The sequence below is a fragment of the Paenibacillus sp. FSL R7-0297 genome (assembly GCF_038009025.1).
Lineage (GTDB): Bacteria > Bacillota > Bacilli > Paenibacillales > Paenibacillaceae > Paenibacillus_AQ.
Genome location: NZ_JBBPAQ010000001.1, coordinates 3,383,220 through 3,402,514, shown reverse-complemented (window position 1 = coordinate 3,402,514; position 19,295 = coordinate 3,383,220). Strand labels below are relative to the sequence as shown.

10 protein-coding genes are annotated in these 19,295 nt (G+C 52.4%); 5 read left to right on the top strand and 5 right to left on the bottom strand.

Annotated elements, in window-relative coordinates; genetic code table 11:
* Nucleotides 1-31: 31 nt before the first annotated feature.
* Both MKZ24_RS14785 and MKZ24_RS14780 read left to right on the top strand, forming a co-directional pair.
* Entirely contained in the window at nucleotides 32-904 is an 873-nt protein-coding gene (locus MKZ24_RS14785) for a carbohydrate ABC transporter permease (protein WP_340784107.1), read from the top strand.
* Nucleotides 904-1,734 carry a carbohydrate ABC transporter permease gene (locus MKZ24_RS14780; protein ID WP_042238158.1) on the top strand — a complete coding sequence of 277 codons (831 nt, stop codon included), beginning with the start codon at nucleotides 904-906 and terminating at the stop codon, nucleotides 1,732-1,734. Before MKZ24_RS14785 ends, MKZ24_RS14780 begins: the two co-directional genes overlap by 1 nt.
* Nucleotides 1,735-2,203: 469 nt before the next feature.
* On the opposite strand, the gene tnpB is transcribed toward MKZ24_RS14780, so the two are convergent.
* The 5 genes from tnpB to MKZ24_RS14755 form a co-directional block, all read right to left on the bottom strand.
* Nucleotides 2,204-3,325, bottom strand: coding sequence for an IS200/IS605 family element RNA-guided endonuclease TnpB (tnpB, locus tag MKZ24_RS14775; protein ID WP_340784104.1), 1,122 nt, complete (start codon nucleotides 3,323-3,325; stop codon nucleotides 2,204-2,206).
* 207 nt (nucleotides 3,326-3,532) lie between these two features.
* Nucleotides 3,533-10,207, bottom strand: a complete 6,675-nt coding sequence (locus tag MKZ24_RS14770) for an S-layer homology domain-containing protein (RefSeq protein WP_340784101.1) — start codon at nucleotides 10,205-10,207, stop codon at nucleotides 3,533-3,535.
* A gap of 150 nt (nucleotides 10,208-10,357) precedes the next feature.
* Entirely contained in the window at nucleotides 10,358-11,197 is an 840-nt protein-coding gene (locus MKZ24_RS14765; protein WP_340784098.1) for a carbohydrate ABC transporter permease, read from the bottom strand.
* A gap of 15 nt (nucleotides 11,198-11,212) precedes the next feature.
* Entirely contained in the window at nucleotides 11,213-12,103 is an 891-nt protein-coding gene (locus tag MKZ24_RS14760) for a carbohydrate ABC transporter permease (RefSeq protein WP_231637695.1), read from the bottom strand.
* A 201-nt stretch (nucleotides 12,104-12,304) separates the two neighbouring features.
* Nucleotides 12,305-13,648 (bottom strand): ABC transporter substrate-binding protein, encoded by a 1,344-nt coding sequence (locus MKZ24_RS14755; protein WP_042238165.1) that lies wholly within the window; start codon nucleotides 13,646-13,648, stop codon nucleotides 12,305-12,307.
* Nucleotides 13,649-13,973: 325 nt separating this feature from the next.
* Here MKZ24_RS14755 and MKZ24_RS14750 point away from each other — a divergent pair, with 325 nt between their 5' ends.
* The 3 genes from MKZ24_RS14750 to MKZ24_RS14740 all read left to right on the top strand — a co-directional run bounded on the left by MKZ24_RS14750 (nucleotide 13,974) and on the right by MKZ24_RS14740 (nucleotide 19,229).
* The gene (locus MKZ24_RS14750; protein WP_340784094.1) at nucleotides 13,974-15,701 is read left to right on the top strand and encodes a sensor histidine kinase; all 1,728 of its coding nucleotides are present in this window, start codon (nucleotides 13,974-13,976) and stop codon (nucleotides 15,699-15,701) included.
* 473 nt (nucleotides 15,702-16,174) lie between these two features.
* On the top strand, nucleotides 16,175-17,806 hold the full coding sequence (locus MKZ24_RS14745; RefSeq protein ID WP_042238169.1) for a helix-turn-helix domain-containing protein: 1,632 nt from the start codon (nucleotides 16,175-16,177) through the stop codon (nucleotides 17,804-17,806).
* A gap of 433 nt (nucleotides 17,807-18,239) precedes the next feature.
* Complete coding sequence (locus MKZ24_RS14740; protein WP_042238172.1) at nucleotides 18,240-19,229, top strand: LacI family DNA-binding transcriptional regulator; 990 nt, start codon at nucleotides 18,240-18,242, stop codon at nucleotides 19,227-19,229.
* The last annotated feature ends 66 nt before the right edge of the window (nucleotides 19,230-19,295 follow it).

Genomic DNA, 19,295 nt, shown 5'->3' with positions numbered 1-19,295 from the left:
TCTGTCCTGGGCTATATAGGAGTGTGAAGAGATGAAAATATCAAAGAAACTATACTCGTATTACCTCATCTGGCCTGCGCTGCTGATCTATTCCATTTTTTTCGTGCTCCCGGCGCTAACGGGTCTCTTCTATTCCTTCACGGATTGGCGCCTGGACCGGGAAGCGATCAAGTTTGTCGGCTGGGACAACTTTGAACGTATTTTCACCGACAGAACCCTGCTGCTGGCCATCAAGAATACAGCGATCTTCGCAGTAGTCACCGTCATCGGCAAAAACCTGCTCGGGATCGCGCTGGCGGTCGGCTTAAATATGAAGCTGAAATCCAAAAATCTGCTGCGGGCTATTTTCTACTCCCCGTCGATCTTAAGCGTTCTGGTCATCAGCATTGTCTTTACGCCTATGCTGCGCTCTGACGGTACGATTAACCGTATCTTCGAGGCTGTGGGTCTGCCTTCGCTGAGCCAGGCCTGGCTGACCAACCCGGCCATTGTCATCTGGACCGTTGCCTTTGTGTCCATCTGGCAGCATACCGGCTTCCAGATGGCGATCTACCTGGCCGGACTCCAGTCCATATCCAAAGAATATTATGAAGCCGCTACGATTGACGGGGCCGGATCATGGCGGAGCTTCCGCAGCATCACGATTCCGCTTCTGCTTCCTGCGATCAACATTAATCTGATGCTCACCCTGATCGGCGGACTCAAGGTGTTCTCCGAGGTATTCGTGCTGACCGGCGGGGGACCGGGCAATGCCTCCCAGGTGGTCGGTACCATCATCCTGCGCTCGTTCGGGGAAGGCAGCTGGGGACTTGGCACGGCAGTCAACACCCTGCTGTTCGCCGCTGTAACCATCATCGCGATTCCACTGCTCATCTTCATGCGGCGTAAGGAGGTATCGGAATAATGAGCTTTTCACGCAAAATGGCCTGGCGCAACTATCTGGTAGAGGGCTTCCTGATCCTTGCCTCCCTGCTGATTATCCTGCCGCTGCTGATCATGATTTTTGGCAGCTTCATGACCAGCACGGAGGTGCTGAAGTTCTCCCTTCGTCTCCCGGACAAATGGGTATTCTCCAACTATTCCACGGTCTTCCGTGAGGGCGGTCTGGGGCGCGCGTTCCTGAACGGGCTGCTGATTACCGGCGTGTCTTCGATTCTGAATATTTTCACCTCGTCGGCGGCCTCCTTCATTCTGGTCCGCAGGGAGACCAAGTGGTCTAATTTTCTGTACATGTTCTTCTTCATGGGCCTGATTGCCCCGATGTCCACCATCACCACAATCCGTGTGGTCCAGTGGATGGGCTTCTATGGCAGCATCACCAGCGTAATCCTGATCTATGCTTCGCTCAACACCGCGTTCAGCGTGTTTCTCTACAGCGGATTTATCCGCTCCATTCCCAAAGCTCTGGATGAGGTGGCTTTCCTGGAGGGTGCGAATACGTTCGATGTGTTCTTCCGAATCGTCACCCCGCTGATCGTTCCGGTCAACGCGACCGTAGCAATTATGGTCTTCATGTCCGTCTGGAACGATATTACCATTCCGCTCTACTTCCTGACCGACAGCTCGGACTGGACCATGCCTCTGTCAGTATACAATTTCTACGGCAAGTATAGCCGGGATTGGAATCTGATCTTTGCGGATCTGGTGCTGACCTCGCTGCCCGTACTCATCCTGTACGTATTCTGCCAGAAGTATATTGTAAGCGGCCTTACCGCAGGAGCGGTCAAGGGGTAACCCGTGGCAGAATACCTAGCGGTTCCGGCAACCCATTGTGCAGCAAGAGCTGCCCCTTAGCCATGAGATGGCTTGGGGCAGCTCTTGTTTTTTTTGATGCAGGATTTAGGTTAGAGGCACTCTGCGAACAGACCAAAGGGCCTGCTTTTGGCGGACTCTGAGGGATTTACCCGTTTGATTTCCACGCAAAGCCAACCGCCTGCCGTCCACAGCCAATGGACTCCGCACAATTCCTGATGTAGCAACATATTTAAACAACAAAAGACAGATATAATCCAACAAACGACTATCATCATTATCTAAGGCAACGACTTTGAATTCTCCCCCACTTAGCTAACGCTTGAAGTGGCGGATTCTTGCGAACAGAAGAGTACCCTCTTCTTATGGAGCAAGCGATCCCTGCGTTCCCGCAGTTTTACATTTTTGACGCTAGTGAAATCTTGAATTCTATCGTTTGGTTAGGTGGGGGTTAAACCGCTACTTGTTCAATATTGTGAGCGGCGTTTTCGTCACGGTCATGGATCGTCCCGCAGGCCGTACACGTCCATTCCCGAATGGACAGGTTCTTCACCTCGGGGTGGATCGTGCCACACACATGGCAACGCTGACTGGTCGGCTCAAACGTGTCGGCGATCCGAAGATTTCGTCCATACCATTTCGCTTTATACGTCAGCTGTCGCACCCACTCGCCCCAAGACGCATCAGCAATGGATTTTGAAAACTTGGGGTTCTGAATCATATTCGCCACACGCAGATGTTCGATACTAATCGTTTGGTTTTCACGAATCAGTCTCGTGGTCAGCTTGTGGAGGAAGTCATTTCGTTTATTGGCAATGCGTTCGTGAATACGAGCGATATGCTGCCTTGCTTTCTTCCAGTTGGAGCCGCCCGGAGTACGCCGAGCCATCCGCCGCTGCCAAAGCGCCAGCTTGTTCTCGTATTGACGGTAAAAGCGAGGATTGGCGATATGTTCGCCGTTTGAGCATACTGCATATTCTTTCAAGCCTAAGTCGATGCCAATAGGTGTATCCACTTGGGGCAGAGGGTTCTTTTGAACTTCGCAAACGAGCGAGACGAAAAATTTCCCGCTGGCGTTTTTACGAACGGTAGCGGACAATATCCGGCCTTCCAGCTTCCGGGAGTTTGCAAAACGTATCCAGCCGAGTTTGGGGAGCTTCAAGCGACTGCCCTCCATGGCGATATTCCCGTTGGTGAATTTGGTCGTGTAACTTTGAATCGGATGCTTTCGGCTCTTGAAGCGTGGCGCTTGATTTTGCTTCTTGAAAAAACGATCAAAGCTATCCGCCACATGACGAGCAGCCGACTGCAAAGCGATGCTATCGACTTCTTTCAGCCAGTCGTATTGTGCTTTTAAACCGGGGAGTTGTGTTGCACAAGCGTGATAAGACAAGCCTTTTCCCGTTTCCGCATAGCTTTGATTCCAAGCTCCCAAGAAGTAATTGAACACAAAACGGCAGCAGCCAAACATTCGACGAATGAGTTGCTGTTGCTCTGTATTGGGGTAGATCCGATATTTATAGGCTTGATGAACCAGGTGTTTCGAAGAAACCTCCTGCGCAGACACGAGCATGTGCAACACCTCCTTTTAGTGATCTCATCCATATTATAGCACATATGTTCGTATTGAAATCGAAAACTACTGATTCATCCCCACCCTATCGAGGGTGGGGTATTCTCAGCTTTTTTAGATAAACGTAGAGCAGCGGATCTCCATTAACTGGAGATCCGCTGCTCTGTTTGAACGATATGGTGTGGGGCATGAACCGCCTCGCTGGTGTTACAGCTGCCCCATTAAATTAGCGATGACTTGGGCACTCTCGGCGCGGGTCATGCTCCCCTGCGGCGCGAATTGCTGATTGCCGCGGCCCTTGATCAGCCCGGCCTGTAGGGCGATGCCGGCTGCGTTCTTCGCCCAGCTATGAATCTGGGAGTAATCACTGAACGCGCCTGCAGCTGTATCACTTGCCTGGCTTACCCGGCTTCCCTGTAAGTACTCATAAGCGCGGACGATCATGACCGCCATTTCCTCCCGGGTAATACGCTCATTCGGAGCGAAGGCATCCTTGCTGCGTCCGAGCACGATCCCCGCTTCATTTACAGCCGCAACAGCTCCGGCATACCAGGACTTGGAATCCACATCAGCAAATGACGGTGTACTTCCCGCCTTAAGGCCAAGTGCCCGTGTAATTATAGCGGCGAATTGCGCCCTGGTTACTTCACTTTGCGGATTGAATTCTGTAGCCGAAATGCCTTCGAGAATATGCTTCGCAGCCATAGACTTAATGACACCGCTGGCCCAGCTGGTGCTGCTGACATCCGAGAATGTCTTGTCATACTCCAGCACTGCATACTGGCTGAAATGATTGATTTCGGCGGTGAATTTACCATCTGTCAATGTTCCGCCCATGTATTCAAGGGCACCGCTGGCAGCAATATAGTAGACACCGAGCAAGCTGCGGTTCGCATTAGGATCTACAGTGAATGTAAGGGTAAGCGGCTTGTCAAAAGCGGTTACCGGCATGGCCGTGCCGTCCGCAGCAAGTACCTCCAGGCTGAAGCTGATTACATCACTTGCCGCCGATAGCTGAACGGAACCGTTGACAGCCGGATTCTTCATCAGCTGCTCCGCAGCAGCCTTCGCAGTCTTCACGGCTGAAAGCTTAATTCTCGCCCCCTCCGGTTGTCCTCCGGCACCCGCAACCTTCTGCTGAATGCTCTTCAGCACTTCCGGTGTCAGGTCGACCGCAACCGTACTCCAGGCGAGACGCAGGGTATTCTCTCCTGTAATTCCCGATAATCCTGCCGGAAGCAGCACGGATTCTGTAGCATCCGTGAGCTGAACCGTTATTGTCCCGCCAGCCGGGGCCGCGAAATCACCAGGGGCAAGAACCTTCTCGGTCTGCGGCTGCGGAGCCGGTGATGGCGTAGCCGCTGGTGTTGGTGCTACCGTAGACACTGGCGCATCTGTAGGGGCCGGTGTTGCCGTTGGTGCTGTTGTCGGCTCCGGTTCCGGCGTCGGCGTAGGTGTTGGTGTCACCGGCGGCTGTTCTGCTTCGCCTACAGTCACCGTCCGGGTCACCTCAGCAGCGGCGTTGCCCGCTGTATCCGTCACATTATAATGGTACAAATAGGTGCCTGCAGCCGATGTATCCAGCGTCAATACTGACTCCCCATCCTTCGTAATCGTCTCCACGATGCGCTCCGTAATGTCGCCGTCACGGTCATCTGCCGCAGTAGCTCCGGCATCGGTATAGCTTGCGCCATTCTCCAGTTGAACGGATGCTTCCCCAAGCAGGGTTATCACCGGCTTCGTTACATCCGGATCAATGGCAACCACTACGGTTCTTGTTACTTCCTCCGCTGCATTCCCTGCGGTATCGCTGACGTTATAATGGAAGGTATAAATATCCTCTACCGCCGTATCCAGCTCTGTCAGGCCGTATACTTCACTGGTCACTGTTGTAACGATACGGCCCGTTATATCGCCGTCCTGATCATCAACAGCCGTGGCTCCGGCATCCGTATATTCCGAACCAACCGGCAGATTAACGGTCGCCTCGCCACTCAGGGTAATTACCGGCAGAACCGTATCCGGTACCGGCAGCGTAATTGCTCCGCTGGCCGAGCTATCCGCCTTCGCCTCTCCCTTGCTCAGCGTAACAGAGAAGGTGAAGCTGCCATCCGTATCCTTCGTTGCTTCCTGGAATGGCGACAAAATGATGTCACCCATGGCAACTCCGGTAGCACTGAAGCCGGGCAGTGTGTTTATGGTTTGCTGCAGCCAGGTCTGGACAGCCTCCTCACTATTCGCTGTCTCCTTCTTCACATTGTAGGCCGCACCTTCAATGATGCTCTTCGCCTCATGGACAGCCTGCTCATTGGCAACGCTGACCTTATCTCTGGCTACAGCTACATAGCTGATTACTGCAGCCTGACTGAACGTATTGTACACTGCATAGGTCACGGTACCGCTCACCGGCAGCGTGAAGTCATGATTGACCGCTGTACCCGCAGAACCTGCAACCAGGCCGGTACGAACCTTCTCAGATACGGCTTTCCCCTCAGCATCAGAATAGCTAAGAGTAACATCCATCGTCCGGCTGCTGTTGTTCCACCAGTCCAGATGATAGGACGAAATCGTATATTTGCCTGCATTCAGAGGCAGCTTGTAGACCAGAGGCGTATTCTTCGTATTCAAGCTGTATACTCCAGTCTGTGCTTTGTCTGTAGCAACTACTGCTCCGCCAAGTCCCTTTGGACTGTAGTTAGCCGTACTGTTGGTATGTCCCCAGACCGCATCCCCTGTCGACAATTGATCCGCCTTGTCATTCAGCAGGCTGTCGCCGAAGAAATTCTTGATGGTTGTATATGGCGGTGTTACCCCGTCAGCGGAGACACCAGGGTCCAGGAAATATACGAGGCCAGCAGGTACCACTTCCACATACGCTGTTGTCTTCAAATTTCCGAAAGTACCGGTTACAGCTACCCGCTCATATGGAGTATCGAAGCTGACTGCGTCTACATTCCATTTCACAGCCACCTGCACCTTGGAGCCGTCAGCGCGCGTTGCTTCCAGCATGGCCGGCAGGTTAGGCTTCTTCCTGGCATAAGTGGCCGTATCCTGAGGAGCGGCAAGCTCCCTCACATCGCCTACAACCAGTCCGATATAGGCCGAGGTCAAGCGCGCTTCAAGGTGCGTTGCTCCTTCCTGATCCAATCTGTACAGCACAGGATTATTCAATGCTGCCTCAACTGCACCTAGCGCATCTGCGAACAACTTCCAGTCACTCTCCGGAAATTCATCCTGCCGGGTAATTTCCTGCGCGTCCTTCACCGCCTGCTGAAGCGCAGCAGTATTCACGTTTCCTGCAGCTCCGCCGGAGATAGTTCCCACGGAATCCACTGCCAGTGTCCCGCTCAGCACCTTGATCTGGACCGTGTGCTCTCCGTATTCCAGCCCGCGCAGCATGAAGGTCTGATACAGCTCCTTCGATGCCGCAGCAGCGCCCGAGAGCACTACAGTCCGGCCGTCCACACTCGCCTCCAGCTTGGCGGAGCCGTCATTAGGCCCGAGAATATCCAATCCGGTGCCGGTAAAAGTATACTTTAGCACCGCACCAGCAGCCTGACTGGTCGAAAGGGAACGCTGGTACACATACATCCCTTTGCCATTCTCATGGGCCCATGCCCCCTCGTACACCAGCTTGGATTGCGGAACCGCAGCCAGATCGTGCATCTCCAGATTATCCAGCAGCTCTGAATAATAAGGAGTATAGCCGTCTACCTTCTCCACCTTTAGATTATCGAAGCAGACATGATAGAAGCCGCTCGCGAGCTGCACGCGTCCGGACAGCTTCGGATTCGGGTCGGTATAAGTTGTAAGCTCAACATGATCCAGATAGGCAGTGATTCTATCACCTGCAACCTGAAGAGCAATGTTATGCCATGCGTCGTGTGCGGTATCGTAACCCTCAAGCCTCACACCGCCGGTGCCAGTGGAAGCATTGCCGCTGGCGACAACAGTACCGCTGGACAGCAGCTGCCAGCCGCCATCGAACCAGAACTTCAGCGCATATGGCGTTCCGCTTAGCGTCTGTGACCCGCCCTGATAGCGGGCTCCGACTGCTGCGTAATTGTTGCCGCTATAAGTACTGTTCTGCTCAAAAGACACATCGGCACTGACCTTATAGTTGGTCCAGCGGTTATCACCGATCACTGTGACCGGGTCTCCGCCGTTCCAGGCACCGCCAACTCCTGTTGTAATCTGATCCAGCTGCTGGCGCAGGACATAATTATCCGTATCGCCGATACGATACCCCTCGAAGGCTCCGTTAAGGTCCTGGGTATAACGCGGAATGACGCTCTGCTCACCGCCGCGGGAGCTGACATAACTCTGCTCGCCGGCAATCCCTCCGTCTTTGCCGATGACGGGAACGCTTTTGCTGCCGTAATTGAAGTCATCCGCATACAGAATTCCGTCTTCCGTATTCTGTACGGAACCTGTTGCATCGGTATCCAGCACCGTACGTTCTCCCTCAACCGGAAGCGGTGCCGGCGACTCTGCTGTAGCGTGATTATCCAATGTGCTTACAGTTACAATCGAGAACGGCTTCACTCTCACCGTGTATACACCGCTGCCGTCTGCCGCCGCATCGCCTAGATATTTCATATAATTGCTGTTAAAAGCCTGACCCTCATCAGCCGCACGGGTCTCCCATACTTCCAGGGAAGGGTTTCCTGTATAGCCCATGTTCACCGCCTGAAGCTTGTAGATCTTCTCATACTCGCTGTCATTGATGATGACTGTCGAGAAATCCTGCTTGCCCGGAGCAGCAAGTGTCATGTAGCTCGGAGTCCCGTTCCGTCCGCTGACAGGGTTCGTGCCGGATGCACCGGTATTGCTGGCCTTGGGAACCGCTCTCCAGATTCCTGCTGTATTATCCCCATTCTCCCAGCCCGTCTTGGCAAACCCGTTGAAATGCTGGAGAATAACCAGCCCTGCGTCATAGTGTATGAAGCCCGACCACGGATCCCGCGCGCTGACCAGCTCCTTGAAGGAATACTGTCCGCCTTCATAGAAAGAGCCGATCGCCGGCTGGTAGATGAAGTGTGTCCGGCGGGAATTCACGAAGCCCTTAATGATGGTATTGCCCATCTCCAGCGGACCGCCGGTGCCGCCGATGCCCGTTCCGGCCGCTGACGGGTCCTTCATATTGTTGTTCGGGCGGAAGGCCGAGTTGCTGAAGGTCGCCTGCGCCTCACTGTTCCAGATTTCCTTGTCGAATTCTTCGGCCAGCCGTTTGAAGTTGCCTTTGCTGTCATCATCGGTGTTGTAATGATAGCCTGCGGCCGTTACCGCCTCCCGCAGCGAAAGATCGCTCACCATAGCATCGCCGAAGGTGCCGATTCCGACCTCGTCGGAAATAATCAGCTTGATGTCGTGATACAGCGCCTCCTCCTCAGTGCTCTCGAAGCCTACAGTATCCGCTTTAACCTTGGCGCTGTATTGCTTGATCCAGTTCAAATCTGATGCATGCTCATTGACATCAGGATTGACGTAATCGACCATATACCCGTATTCACGGTAAGCGGACAGAATCGTATTTTTGTACCAGGTATATATTTTGTCGTTGTTATTCGCCCAGGCCGGAGCGTTCCAGCGCAGGAAGCTTACCTTAACCGCAGGATTGATGGCCTTGGCATCAGCCGCAAGCTGGAAGCCGGGATGCCGGGTAACATTGGCTTCATCATTCTCCGTACGCATCGTCGAAGGGTCGGGACCTGTCGAGTTGTTGCGGTCATTCCCCATCTCAATCTTGACATGGTCGATCAGCGGACGGTCGCCGCCGAACAGAACCTGCAGCAGCTGCGCATAAGCCTCTGGCTGCTCAGATTTATAGTCCATCAGCAGGGCGCTGGTACTGTTGCCGCTCAGCACGCCGAAGCCTTTGAACGTCAGGCCGTTAACATTGTCTTCCTTAATATCGTTGCCGTCGAGCAGAACTTTGACCGTAGAGGCTGCGGTCTGCCGGGCATCCTCAAGCTCTTGCTTGATCGCACCTTCGGCAACAGCGAACCAGCTCAGGATCGGCTTCTCCCCGGATACTGAAGCATAGGTCAAGGTCATAGGACTGCTGACATCAACATCTCCGGGAATGGTGAATTCACCGGAAATAAACTTGGTCGTATAGGTGTCCAATTGCGTGAACGTGATCGTCTTGCTGTCCCCGGCGGTATTCTTATACTCCAGGCGTGGCTCTATCCCGCGGTTGCGCGTGCCGGAGTACCATTCATAGAAACCGCTGCTGAGTGTATACGTGCCCGCATTAAGCGCTTTCAATTTATAAACGATATTAGCGCCGGACGGATCTGCCCGCAGGCCTACCTTCCATATGGACGGTTCGGTGGCCGGATCGGCTAGTCCTCCGTCCTTAGAGTTCTTTACCTTATTGCCGGTATCATCGAAGCCCCAGTCTGTCGTTCCGCTGACGTATTTCTGATCCGGTAACCCGTTAAGCAGGCTGCTGCCGGACAAGGTTTTGACCGCCTCGTACAGGGGCGAGTCTCCAGGAGGATTCCCTAAGGAATCGCCGCCTCTGCCGCTGTCCACGAAGTAGACGAGCGGACTATCGGCCGGCGGAATTACTTCCACATTCGCCACCACCGGCCCGCCGTTCGCGGTTCCGTTCACGGTTACGGTGTCATACGGCACATCAAAGGTATCTTCGCCAATGCTCCAGTTCACAAGTGCACTCTGGCCGCCAACATCGACGCTTGCAGGCAGAGTCGTACCTGCCGTTGTCTTTGCCCCCATATAGGCCGCTGCATAGACCGTATTTACAGTGGCCGCAGATACGGCCGGCATACCTAGTGCCGGAAACATTCCGGCTACAAGTGCCCCTGACATCAACACAGAGAATAGCCTTTTCTTGACACGGGTTGTGCTGTTCATTCATTCATCCTCCTCTTATTCAACAAATAATCGTATACATTGCCTTGTTAGAAGAATATTTACTTGGACAGACCTTTGCCTTACCTCCATAGTGGTTATAAAAAACCCGGCAGCCACGAAAAGATGCAACTGCCAGGCGCGTTACTTGTTCTAGCCTTTAATCCCCGATGCTGCAACACCTTGCACGAAGTACTTCTGCAGGGCCAGGAATACAATCACTACCGGAATAATGGAAACCACACTTGCTGCCATGATCAGACCGTACTCCGCAGAATACTGCGAGATGAACATCCGCAGACCGATCTGAATGGTCTTGAGCTTCGTATCTGTCAGATAAATCATCGGCCCCAGGAAGTCATTCCAGGTGGCGACGAAGGTGAAGATTGTGAGTGTAGACAATGCCGGCTTGGACAGCGGCAGCATGATTCTTGCCCAGATGCCGTATTCACTGAGTCCGTCGATCCGGGCTGCTTCACATAATTCATCAGGTACTCCCTGATAGAACTGGCGCATCATGAACACACCGAATGCCGAGAACGCCTGCAGCAGAATGATAGCCAGGTGGGTATTGTTCAGTCCCATGTAACGCATCAGGATAAACTGCGGCACCATGTAAGCCTGCCAAGGGATCGCAATCGTTGCGATATACCCCAGGAAGATAAAGTTCTTGCCCCGGAAATGCAGCTTCGAGAACGCATAGGCCGCAAAGCTTGAAGTCAGCAATTGCAGAATCGTTACGATAATCGATAATTTCGCAGTGTTAAAAATAAACCGTCCGAGCGGAATCCGCGTCCAGATATCCGTGAAATTCTCCCAGCGGGGGTTCGCCGGAATCCACTGCATCGGGAAGGAGAAGACATCCTTGTTCAGCTTGAGCGATGAGGACAGCATCCATATATACGGAACCAGCATCGCCAGCACGGTCGCAAACAACAACATATACACAAGAACCATGAGGCTGATTCTGAGTCCTTTACTTTTTCCAACCATATCTTTTGAATCCTCCTATTGTCCGTATTTCTTCTCGCCGCGGAACTGGACGATGGTGATGCCAAGTACCAGCAGAAAGAGTACAATCGCCATGGCACTGGCATATCCGTAATCAAGTGAACGGAATGCCGTATTGTAGATTTGATAGACCATAACCCTCGTAGAGTCGTTGAGCTGGTTATCGGCGCCGGCAAATAGGTTGATAAAGATATCGTAGACCTTGAACGAGTTAATGACCAGAATCATCAGAACAAAGAAGGTTGTAGGTGCCAGCTGTGGCACGGTGACATTGCGGAATCTTCTCCACGGGCCTGCGCCGTCCAGCTCAGCAGCCTCGTAGAGCTCAGGGTTAATTCCCTGGAGTCCTGCCAGATAGATGACCATATAATAACCCATATTTTTCCACACTGTGAAAAGAACTACGGTAAACATGGCCCACTGCTTATCCGCCGCCCAGCGGGGAAGATCCTCCAGCGGGATACCGGTAAGGGTATGCAGAATGTTGTTGATCGGACCCATGGTAGGGCTGAAGATGAAGTTCCATACCGCCGCAACGGCTACCAGGGAGGCTACATAAGGGAAGAAGAACACGGTTCTCATGAAATTACGGCCCATAATCTTCTGGTTCAGCAGAATGGCCAGCGCCAGCGCCACAATCATGGTCAGCGGTACGACTCCGATGGTGTAGACAATGGTGTTCCACAAGGCTTTGTGGAAGGTTGAATCTTTGAGCAGCCGGGTGAAATTGTCCAGCCCGATGAACTTCATCGGATTGGCCCCGTCCCATTTCACAAACGCAAGGACAAAGGCAAATATCATGGGTACCAGTGTAAACAGGGCAAATCCGATAAAGTTCGGCGCAATGAAGCTGTAGGCAATCAGGTTATCTTTAACCCCTCTTGACATACGTCTTTTTGGGCTCTTATTTGTATGCAATATGGTTTCGTTCTGCATTGTTTCTCCTCCAAACCTTATATAACATCCCCGCAAAGTATGAATTACTGTGATGCCTGTTCAGGTACTTTGCGGGAACCCCAAAGCTGTCCTTTGTCATATAGAGGGCGGGCCTTCGCCCGCCCTTACTAGCGACCGCCCTACTCAGAACGGTTAATTGTTCAAGAGCTCTCCTACACGTTTGTTCATATCCTTCAGGCCTTCATCAATCGAAGCGTTCTTCGTCATGATGTTATCGTGTGCTTCATTCAGGATAACCTCGATGTCTGCACTCTTTTCATGTATAGGCATTTCCAGATAAGTCTGAACAGTATTTAGTGCAGCCTTACTGTTCTCGTCTGCAGGGAAACCGTCGATGGAAGTAATGGAATTGATAACTTCATCGTTCTTGATGGCCGGAATGGTTCCGGTAGAAGCAATAACCTTCGCGCCTTCTTCACCAGTTACGAAGTTCATGAACTCCAGTGCGGCTTCTTTGTGCTTGGATTTCTGGTTTACAGCCAGGGAAGTAATCGTACCCAGAGTTGTACCGGCTTCCACACCGTCAGGGTGAGGGTATTTCACAATGCCCCATTCTGTTGATTGGGATTCGCCGCTCTTCACTTTCTCGATCTGGGTAGCAATGAACCAGCTGCCCATGTTCATCATGGCAACGGAGTTGTTGTAGAATACGCCGGAATAATGCGTGCTGGAAGTCTTCAATGTAGCGTAATCCATCACGATACCGTCTTCCTGCTCTTTCAGAATCCGTTCATAGGTAGGCTTCAGGAAGTCATAGTTGCCGCCGACCACCGTATTCTTGCCGTCAAGAATACCGAACAGTTGAACCGCGCTCCGCCAAGTGTGGTAGTGGGCACCGTATACTTTTTCGGAACCGCTGCCGGAGGTCATTTTGCGGGCGAGCTCATCATATTGGTCGAAGGTCATATCATTACTCGGGTATTCCACGCCTGCTTTGTCGAACAAAGCTTTGTTGTAATAAACCACCCAGAAGTCACTGCGGAAAGGAAGCGCATACACCTCGCCGCCCACTTCAATCTGCTCCACAGTACCGCCATACAAGGAAGGATCAATGGAATTTGTGCTCATGTAGCTCTTAAGCGGCTCCAGATGATTCTGCTTCACCAGGTTCGAATAACCGGGAATATCTTTAATGGTAAGAACGTCCAGGTCTGCACCGCCGGAGAGCTGTGTGCTGAGCATGGTCATATAGTCCGTGGAGCCAAGATCTACATATTCAATCGTTACATTCGGATGTGCAGCTTTATAAGCATCGATCAGCGGCTTGTAGTAAGCGGTTGCTTCCCAGTCCCACAGCGCCCATTTCAAAGTCACAGGCTCCTGACTTGGTTCAGCGGAAGCGTTTGCAGCGTTACCCGCCGCAGGTGCGGTAGTTGCAGCAGCTTCATTATTGGCGTTGTTCCCGGAACATCCGGCCAGCATGCTCACGGAGAGCGCTGCGCTAAGGGTCATGCCATAGAATCTTTTTAAGTTCATTTAAATATCCCCTTTTCCTTCTTATGGTCAATCCGCGACCGGCTCAACCGGCCTTAGTTCAAAGTGTAAGCCTTTTCAGACGGGATTGGGATGCAATATCAAACACAGAACATTCACTTTTCTGTGCTCTTCTTCCCCTCGTCCGGCCTAAACCTGTAATATCCTATCCGAAACATGTAAAATTCTTAGCTTCTTCTCCTTGGTCTGTATTGAACGGCAGGAATATGATAAGGTAGATGAAAACGCTTAATATGTTTTCAACATTTACAAAGGAGTGTTCTCAACGGTAAGAAAATCTACTATTAAAAGCCGCATCATTCTGCTCATGGCCGTATTCGCACTGCTGATTGCGTCGCTGCTGTCTTTTTTCAGTTATGAATTGATTACGTATTATCAGCGTAAAACAACCATTCAGGCGACCGAGTTCAATCTGCAGCTGGTTTCCCATATTATTGAACAGGATTTGATTAACCTGTCTGGCCTGGCAATGACCTGCAGCACCAACTCGTCCACCAATACCCTGATCACGAATTATTTCGCGTCCAAGAACCCCAGCTCCAAGGAAGCCATTAACGTCTTCAACTCGATGCAACAGGAATTCCTGAATAACCGCTCGAACAGCTATGCCCGCCGCCTGATTGTTACGGATAACAACGGAAAGTTTCTGCAGGTGGATAACACCGGCACCTCCGTTCCGCTTACCATACACAATATCGGTCATATCGCCGGTCTTAATGCAGATGCCGAGGAGCAATGGGATCAGGTGATCAAGGACCCGCTCTCCAACACGAATGGAATCCCGTTTGTGTTTCCGATTTACGGCAAAGGAGCTATACGGGTTGGAACGGTATATATGTTAGCCAATACCTCTGTTATCACCGACAAGCTGAAGGGATACTCCCTGCCGAAGAATTCCCGGCTGCTGCTCACGCTCGGCAATCATCATTATCAGCTTACCGGCGATCAGGTCACAGCCATTACAGAACCTTATGTACCGGTAGCCTATACCAATGACAAACCTGTCGGCCCGCAAACCGAGCTGTCCATGGTCAAGCTTACGGATGATGAAGAAAGACATATTGTGGTATCTTATCCCGTACGCAGCGGAGTCATTCTGTCACAGACTTTATCGAACGACCAGTTCGCGCCCAAGGCAAACATATGGATTCTGGTGATGCTTGGCGTTGTCCTTCTGGTTATTGTCTTAAGCGCTATCATTACGCTGTATTTGACCCGTACGATCAGTCTTCCAGTAGAGAAGCTCAAGAAGCGCATCGATAAGATTGCCCAGGGTAATTTCCTGATTGACCGCAATATTGAGTGGAAAAGCGAGCTCGGCGACGTCGGACGCGGCATTAACCGCCTGTCTCAGGATATCGTGGCCCTCATGGACAGCCGGCTCGCGGACGAGAAGCAGAAGCAGGAGCTGGAATACCGGATGCTGCAGAGCCAGATCAATCCGCATTTTCTCTACAACACACTGAATTCAATCAAATGGATGGCCACGATCCAGAATGCTACAGGCATTGCAGAGATGACGACTTCACTGTCCAGACTGCTCCGCAGCATCGCCAAGGATAACCGGCGGCTGATGCCGCTGAAGGATGAGCTGAGCCTGCTCGATGACTATTTCCTGATCCAGAAATACCGCTATGGCAGCACGGTCACCATGGTCAAAGACATTGAGAATGAAGAGCTGCTCACCGGCCTGATTCCCCGCTTCACGCTTCAGCCGCTGGTAGAGAATGCGATCTTCCATGGCATTGAGCCCAAGGGCCGTGGCGATATTATCATCACGGTCTCCAAAAGCGGATTCGCCGATATCCTGGTCACGATCGAAGACAATGGTGTCGGCATGAAAGAAGAGCAAATCTCCACAATTCTATCCGTTCCTGAGGACGAATCCAAGGGAATGCTGGAGAATGTCGGACTGCGCAGCGTGAATGAACGTTTGCAGCTGGCTTTTGGCGGGAATTACGGCCTATCTATTGAGAGTGAGCTTGGACAATATACCATCATGAAGCTGCTCCTGCCCTTCCTGCAGAGAGAGTAGCTAAGTACAGACTGCGTTACCGTCCCTTTTAGGACTATACCTCATCCGCCCGACGTTGCCCAGTAACAGTAACTGTATATAAAAGTGCCGCTATGCTTAAGCAGAACCGCCCTGGCTGTGAAGCTGGGGAGCTGCTGTAGATTCGGGGGCTGGCGGCTGGAGCTGACTGCTGACTGAAGAGCTGGCGGCTGGCTGAAGAGCTAGAAACCAGCGGTTCCCTCAAGCAAGTGGAAAAATGTATCTTAATTGTTCGGTTTCGCAGGATTAGGGGCAATTAAGTGGAAAAATGACATCTACGACTTGAGGTTTCAGCTACTTTGAAAGAAATGAGATCATTTAAGTGCTTTTTATCCAACTGCTGTAATTGCAAGGCTCCCTCGCTCCTCAGCAAGTGGAGAAAATCCAACTGCTATCATACGTATGAACCATATAAACTCTTATATTTCAGCAGACTGAGCAAGGATGTGATGAGCTTGATCAAATTATTAATCGCAGATGACGAGGCCCTGGTCTGTATCGGCCTGCAGTCCATGCTGAAGTGGGACCAGTACAATATTGAGATTGTAGGCATTGCCCACAACGGCGCCCAGGAAGAGGAGATGATCGATACACTCCGCCCTGACATCGTCATCAGCGATATCAAAATGCCGATTAAAAGCGGTCTCGAGGTTGCCGGCTCGGTACGCAAAAAGTATGGCCGGCTGCCGCTCTTCATAATGCTGACCAGCTATGAAGAATTTCAATACGCCCGCGGAGCGATTGAAGTGCAGGCCACGGATTATCTGGTTAAGCTGGAGCTGACCCCGGAGGCGCTGTCCGAATCCATCCGCAGAGCGATCGGCATGCTTGAGACTTACCAGACGATGGAGAGCTACCCGAAGCTGGTCCACCGCGGGAATATCCAGGGCCAGCGCGATAAATTCTTCATCCGCCTGTTCAACAACCTGTTCGAGAACAAGAACCAGTATCTCCTGCAGAAAGAGGATCTGGACCTGGATTTGCCAGGGGCCGCCTATCTCGTCTGCACCTGCCGCATTCTGGGTCCAGATACGGTTCCACCGCGCGGCGATAAGCTGGTTGCCTTATGCTCCAGTACCGTACAAATGGCTAAGGATACACTCTCTTCCGTCAGCCCGTGTTATGTAACCAGTCTGGATCTACGCAATTTCGCCGTAGCACTGCCTCTCCCGGGCACCGATCCACAGCTCTGGATGCCTGACATCCAGAAGCTGCTTGGAGACATGGCCTCTGTGCTGCACAACTACTTCAATGTGACGATCATCGGTGCCATCGGCTTTGCCGTCGAAGATCCTTATCTGCTGCGGGAGAGTTATCTTGCCGCCCGGAAGGCACTTCCGGCCGCGGTTAAAGAGCGCTCCTTCGTCTTCTTCACAGAGGGCGAGACACTTCTGCAGGAGCATCTGATGTTCGATTTCTCCGAATCACGTTCGGAGATCCGCCGTGCTTTTGAAGAGATGGATACCCGGGCCTTGTACACCATTATCTCCAGAATGATCGAAATCTTCGACGGCCGGTCCGACCTGCTGGTTCCCGCCACCGATGCCGCCTGCAATATCCTGTATATGGCCACTTCCCTGCTTGCGGACGGGGAGAACATTGTGGAGCAGATATTTGAGAATGAGCCGGAGGGCTACCGGGCCATTTATCAGATGCATACTATAGAAGAAATCGCCGGCTGGCTGATCCAGTTCCGGGACGGATGCGAAGGTATCCTCTCCACCCGCAGACAGAGCTACAAGGAGCAGGTCGTGAAGAATGTCCAGGAATATATCAAAAGAAATCTTGGCAGTAAGCTGTCGCTCAATCAGGTGGCGGATGTGTTCAATTTCAGTCCTAACTATCTGAGCCATCTGTTCTCCAAGGTCGCCAAGGTAAACTATGTAGAGTATATCACAGAGATCAAAATCACCACCGCCAAGGAAATGATGGTCCGCGGGGAAGGCCGGATCTACGAGATCTCGCAGAAGCTCGGCTACGAGAGCGCCTTTTACTTCAGCAAGGTATTCAAGAAGGTCACCGGTCTCTCCCCCCGGGATTACATGCAGCAGATTGAATCAGGTACGGAGGATGTGCGGAGTCATTGAGCTGAACTTGGTTAGGCGGATGACGGAGTTGAAGTACATGAAGCGATCTGAGTCCGTATGCCTGCCGAATGGCGATATTCATGCAAATAACGGCTCTCCAATCCGCCAGGAATCTGCTGTGTAGCGTGACATAACATAAAACTGCTTCATGAGGGCTCATGTCCATCATGTCTCATAACGAGCCTGCTCCTGAAAGAGATTGCCCAAAAGCCATGTAATGGCGCCTTGGGGCAATCTCTTATTTTATAGTTAACGAAACTTTTACCCGGTTAAGGCACAAACTAAGGCCATTGCACAGTTGAGGCAGGAGGAGCTCTCATCGACGCCCTCCTAATGTAAGCGCCTCAAAAATCCACTTGAAAGAACATGAAAGTAGTGGTAGGATAAAAGCGAAGTTTTAGTAAATATATTAACTAAAAAGGCGTGAAGCAGCTTGGCAACGATTAAAGACATCGCCCGTGAGGCGGGTGTATCAGCCGCAACCGTATCGAGAGTGCTAAATAATGACCTGTCCCTGGCTGTCAGTGACGACACGCGGAGCCGTGTGTTTGCAGTCGCAGAGCAGCTTGGCTACAAGCCCTCACGGTTAAGGCAGCTGAAGCGGGAGACTGAGCTGAGCAGCAAAGCTATTACGCTTCTGCTCTGGTGCTCGGCGGAAGAAGAACGGGAAGATCCGTATTACGGCTCAATCCGCCGCGGGGTTGAGCTGCGCTGTGAGGAGCTGGGGATTGTGCTCGGCCAGACGCTGCGCGGACGTAACCTCCTGCCCCCGCTCCGGGCCGATGATGGACTTATCGTCGTAGGCGGCTTCGACCCCAAGGAATTCGAGAGGCTGCATGCCGACAAAAGCACGACCGTACTGGTCGACCAGTACGAGGAACACCTGGAGTACGACTCCGTGCAGACGCATTTCCGTCAGGCTGTCGGTCAGGCGCTTACTCATCTGCTGGACCTTGGCCACCGGGATATTGCCTTCATCGGCGGCGGCAGTGAAGGCGAGCGCCGGGCGCATCACTTCAGCCGTATGATGCAGAGCCAGGGCTGCTACGATCCGGAACTGGTCCGCAAGGGCAGCTGGAGCAGTGCTGACGGTTACCGGATGATGGACGAGCTGCTGGCAGGTGGCAAGCGGCCAACCGCCTGCTTCGCGGCCAGTGACCCGCTGGCGGTCGGCGCCCTCCGCGCCCTGCACGACCACGGCGTGCAGGTGCCTGCAGAGATGGCCATTGTCGGCTTCGATGATATCGAGATGGCCGCCTACGTCCAGCCCCCGCTGACAACGGTGCGCGCCTATCCCGAACAGATGGGCAAAGCGGCTGTCCAGCTGCTCGCCGAGCGGTTCGAAGGACGCGAAGTGCCATCGCATACGATTATCGGCACGAAGCTGATCGTCAGGGAGACCAGCGGCGGGACACCAGAGTAACAGTAGCCCGGTACACACAGAAATCATGTAATGCATATCACCAGTACAGAAGGTTCTGACGGTTCA

Excerpts from the sequence above, each read along its gene's own strand:
- tnpB (WP_340784104.1), bottom strand. The coding sequence starts at position 3,325 with ATGCTCGTGTCTGCGCAGGAGGTTTCTTCGAAACACCTGGTTCATCAA.
- MKZ24_RS14785 (WP_340784107.1), top strand. The coding sequence starts at position 32 with ATGAAAATATCAAAGAAACTATACTCGTATTACCTCATCTGGCCTGCG.
- MKZ24_RS14770 (WP_340784101.1), bottom strand. The coding sequence starts at position 10,207 with ATGAACAGCACAACCCGTGTCAAGAAAAGGCTATTCTCTGTGTTGATG.
- MKZ24_RS14755 (WP_042238165.1), bottom strand. The coding sequence starts at position 13,648 with ATGAACTTAAAAAGATTCTATGGCATGACCCTTAGCGCAGCGCTCTCC.
- MKZ24_RS14750 (WP_340784094.1), top strand. The coding sequence starts at position 13,974 with ATGGCCGTATTCGCACTGCTGATTGCGTCGCTGCTGTCTTTTTTCAGT.
- MKZ24_RS14760 (WP_231637695.1), bottom strand. The coding sequence starts at position 12,103 with ATGTCAAGAGGGGTTAAAGATAACCTGATTGCCTACAGCTTCATTGCG.
- MKZ24_RS14780 (WP_042238158.1), top strand. The coding sequence starts at position 904 with ATGAGCTTTTCACGCAAAATGGCCTGGCGCAACTATCTGGTAGAGGGC.
- MKZ24_RS14765 (WP_340784098.1), bottom strand. The coding sequence starts at position 11,197 with ATGGTTGGAAAAAGTAAAGGACTCAGAATCAGCCTCATGGTTCTTGTG.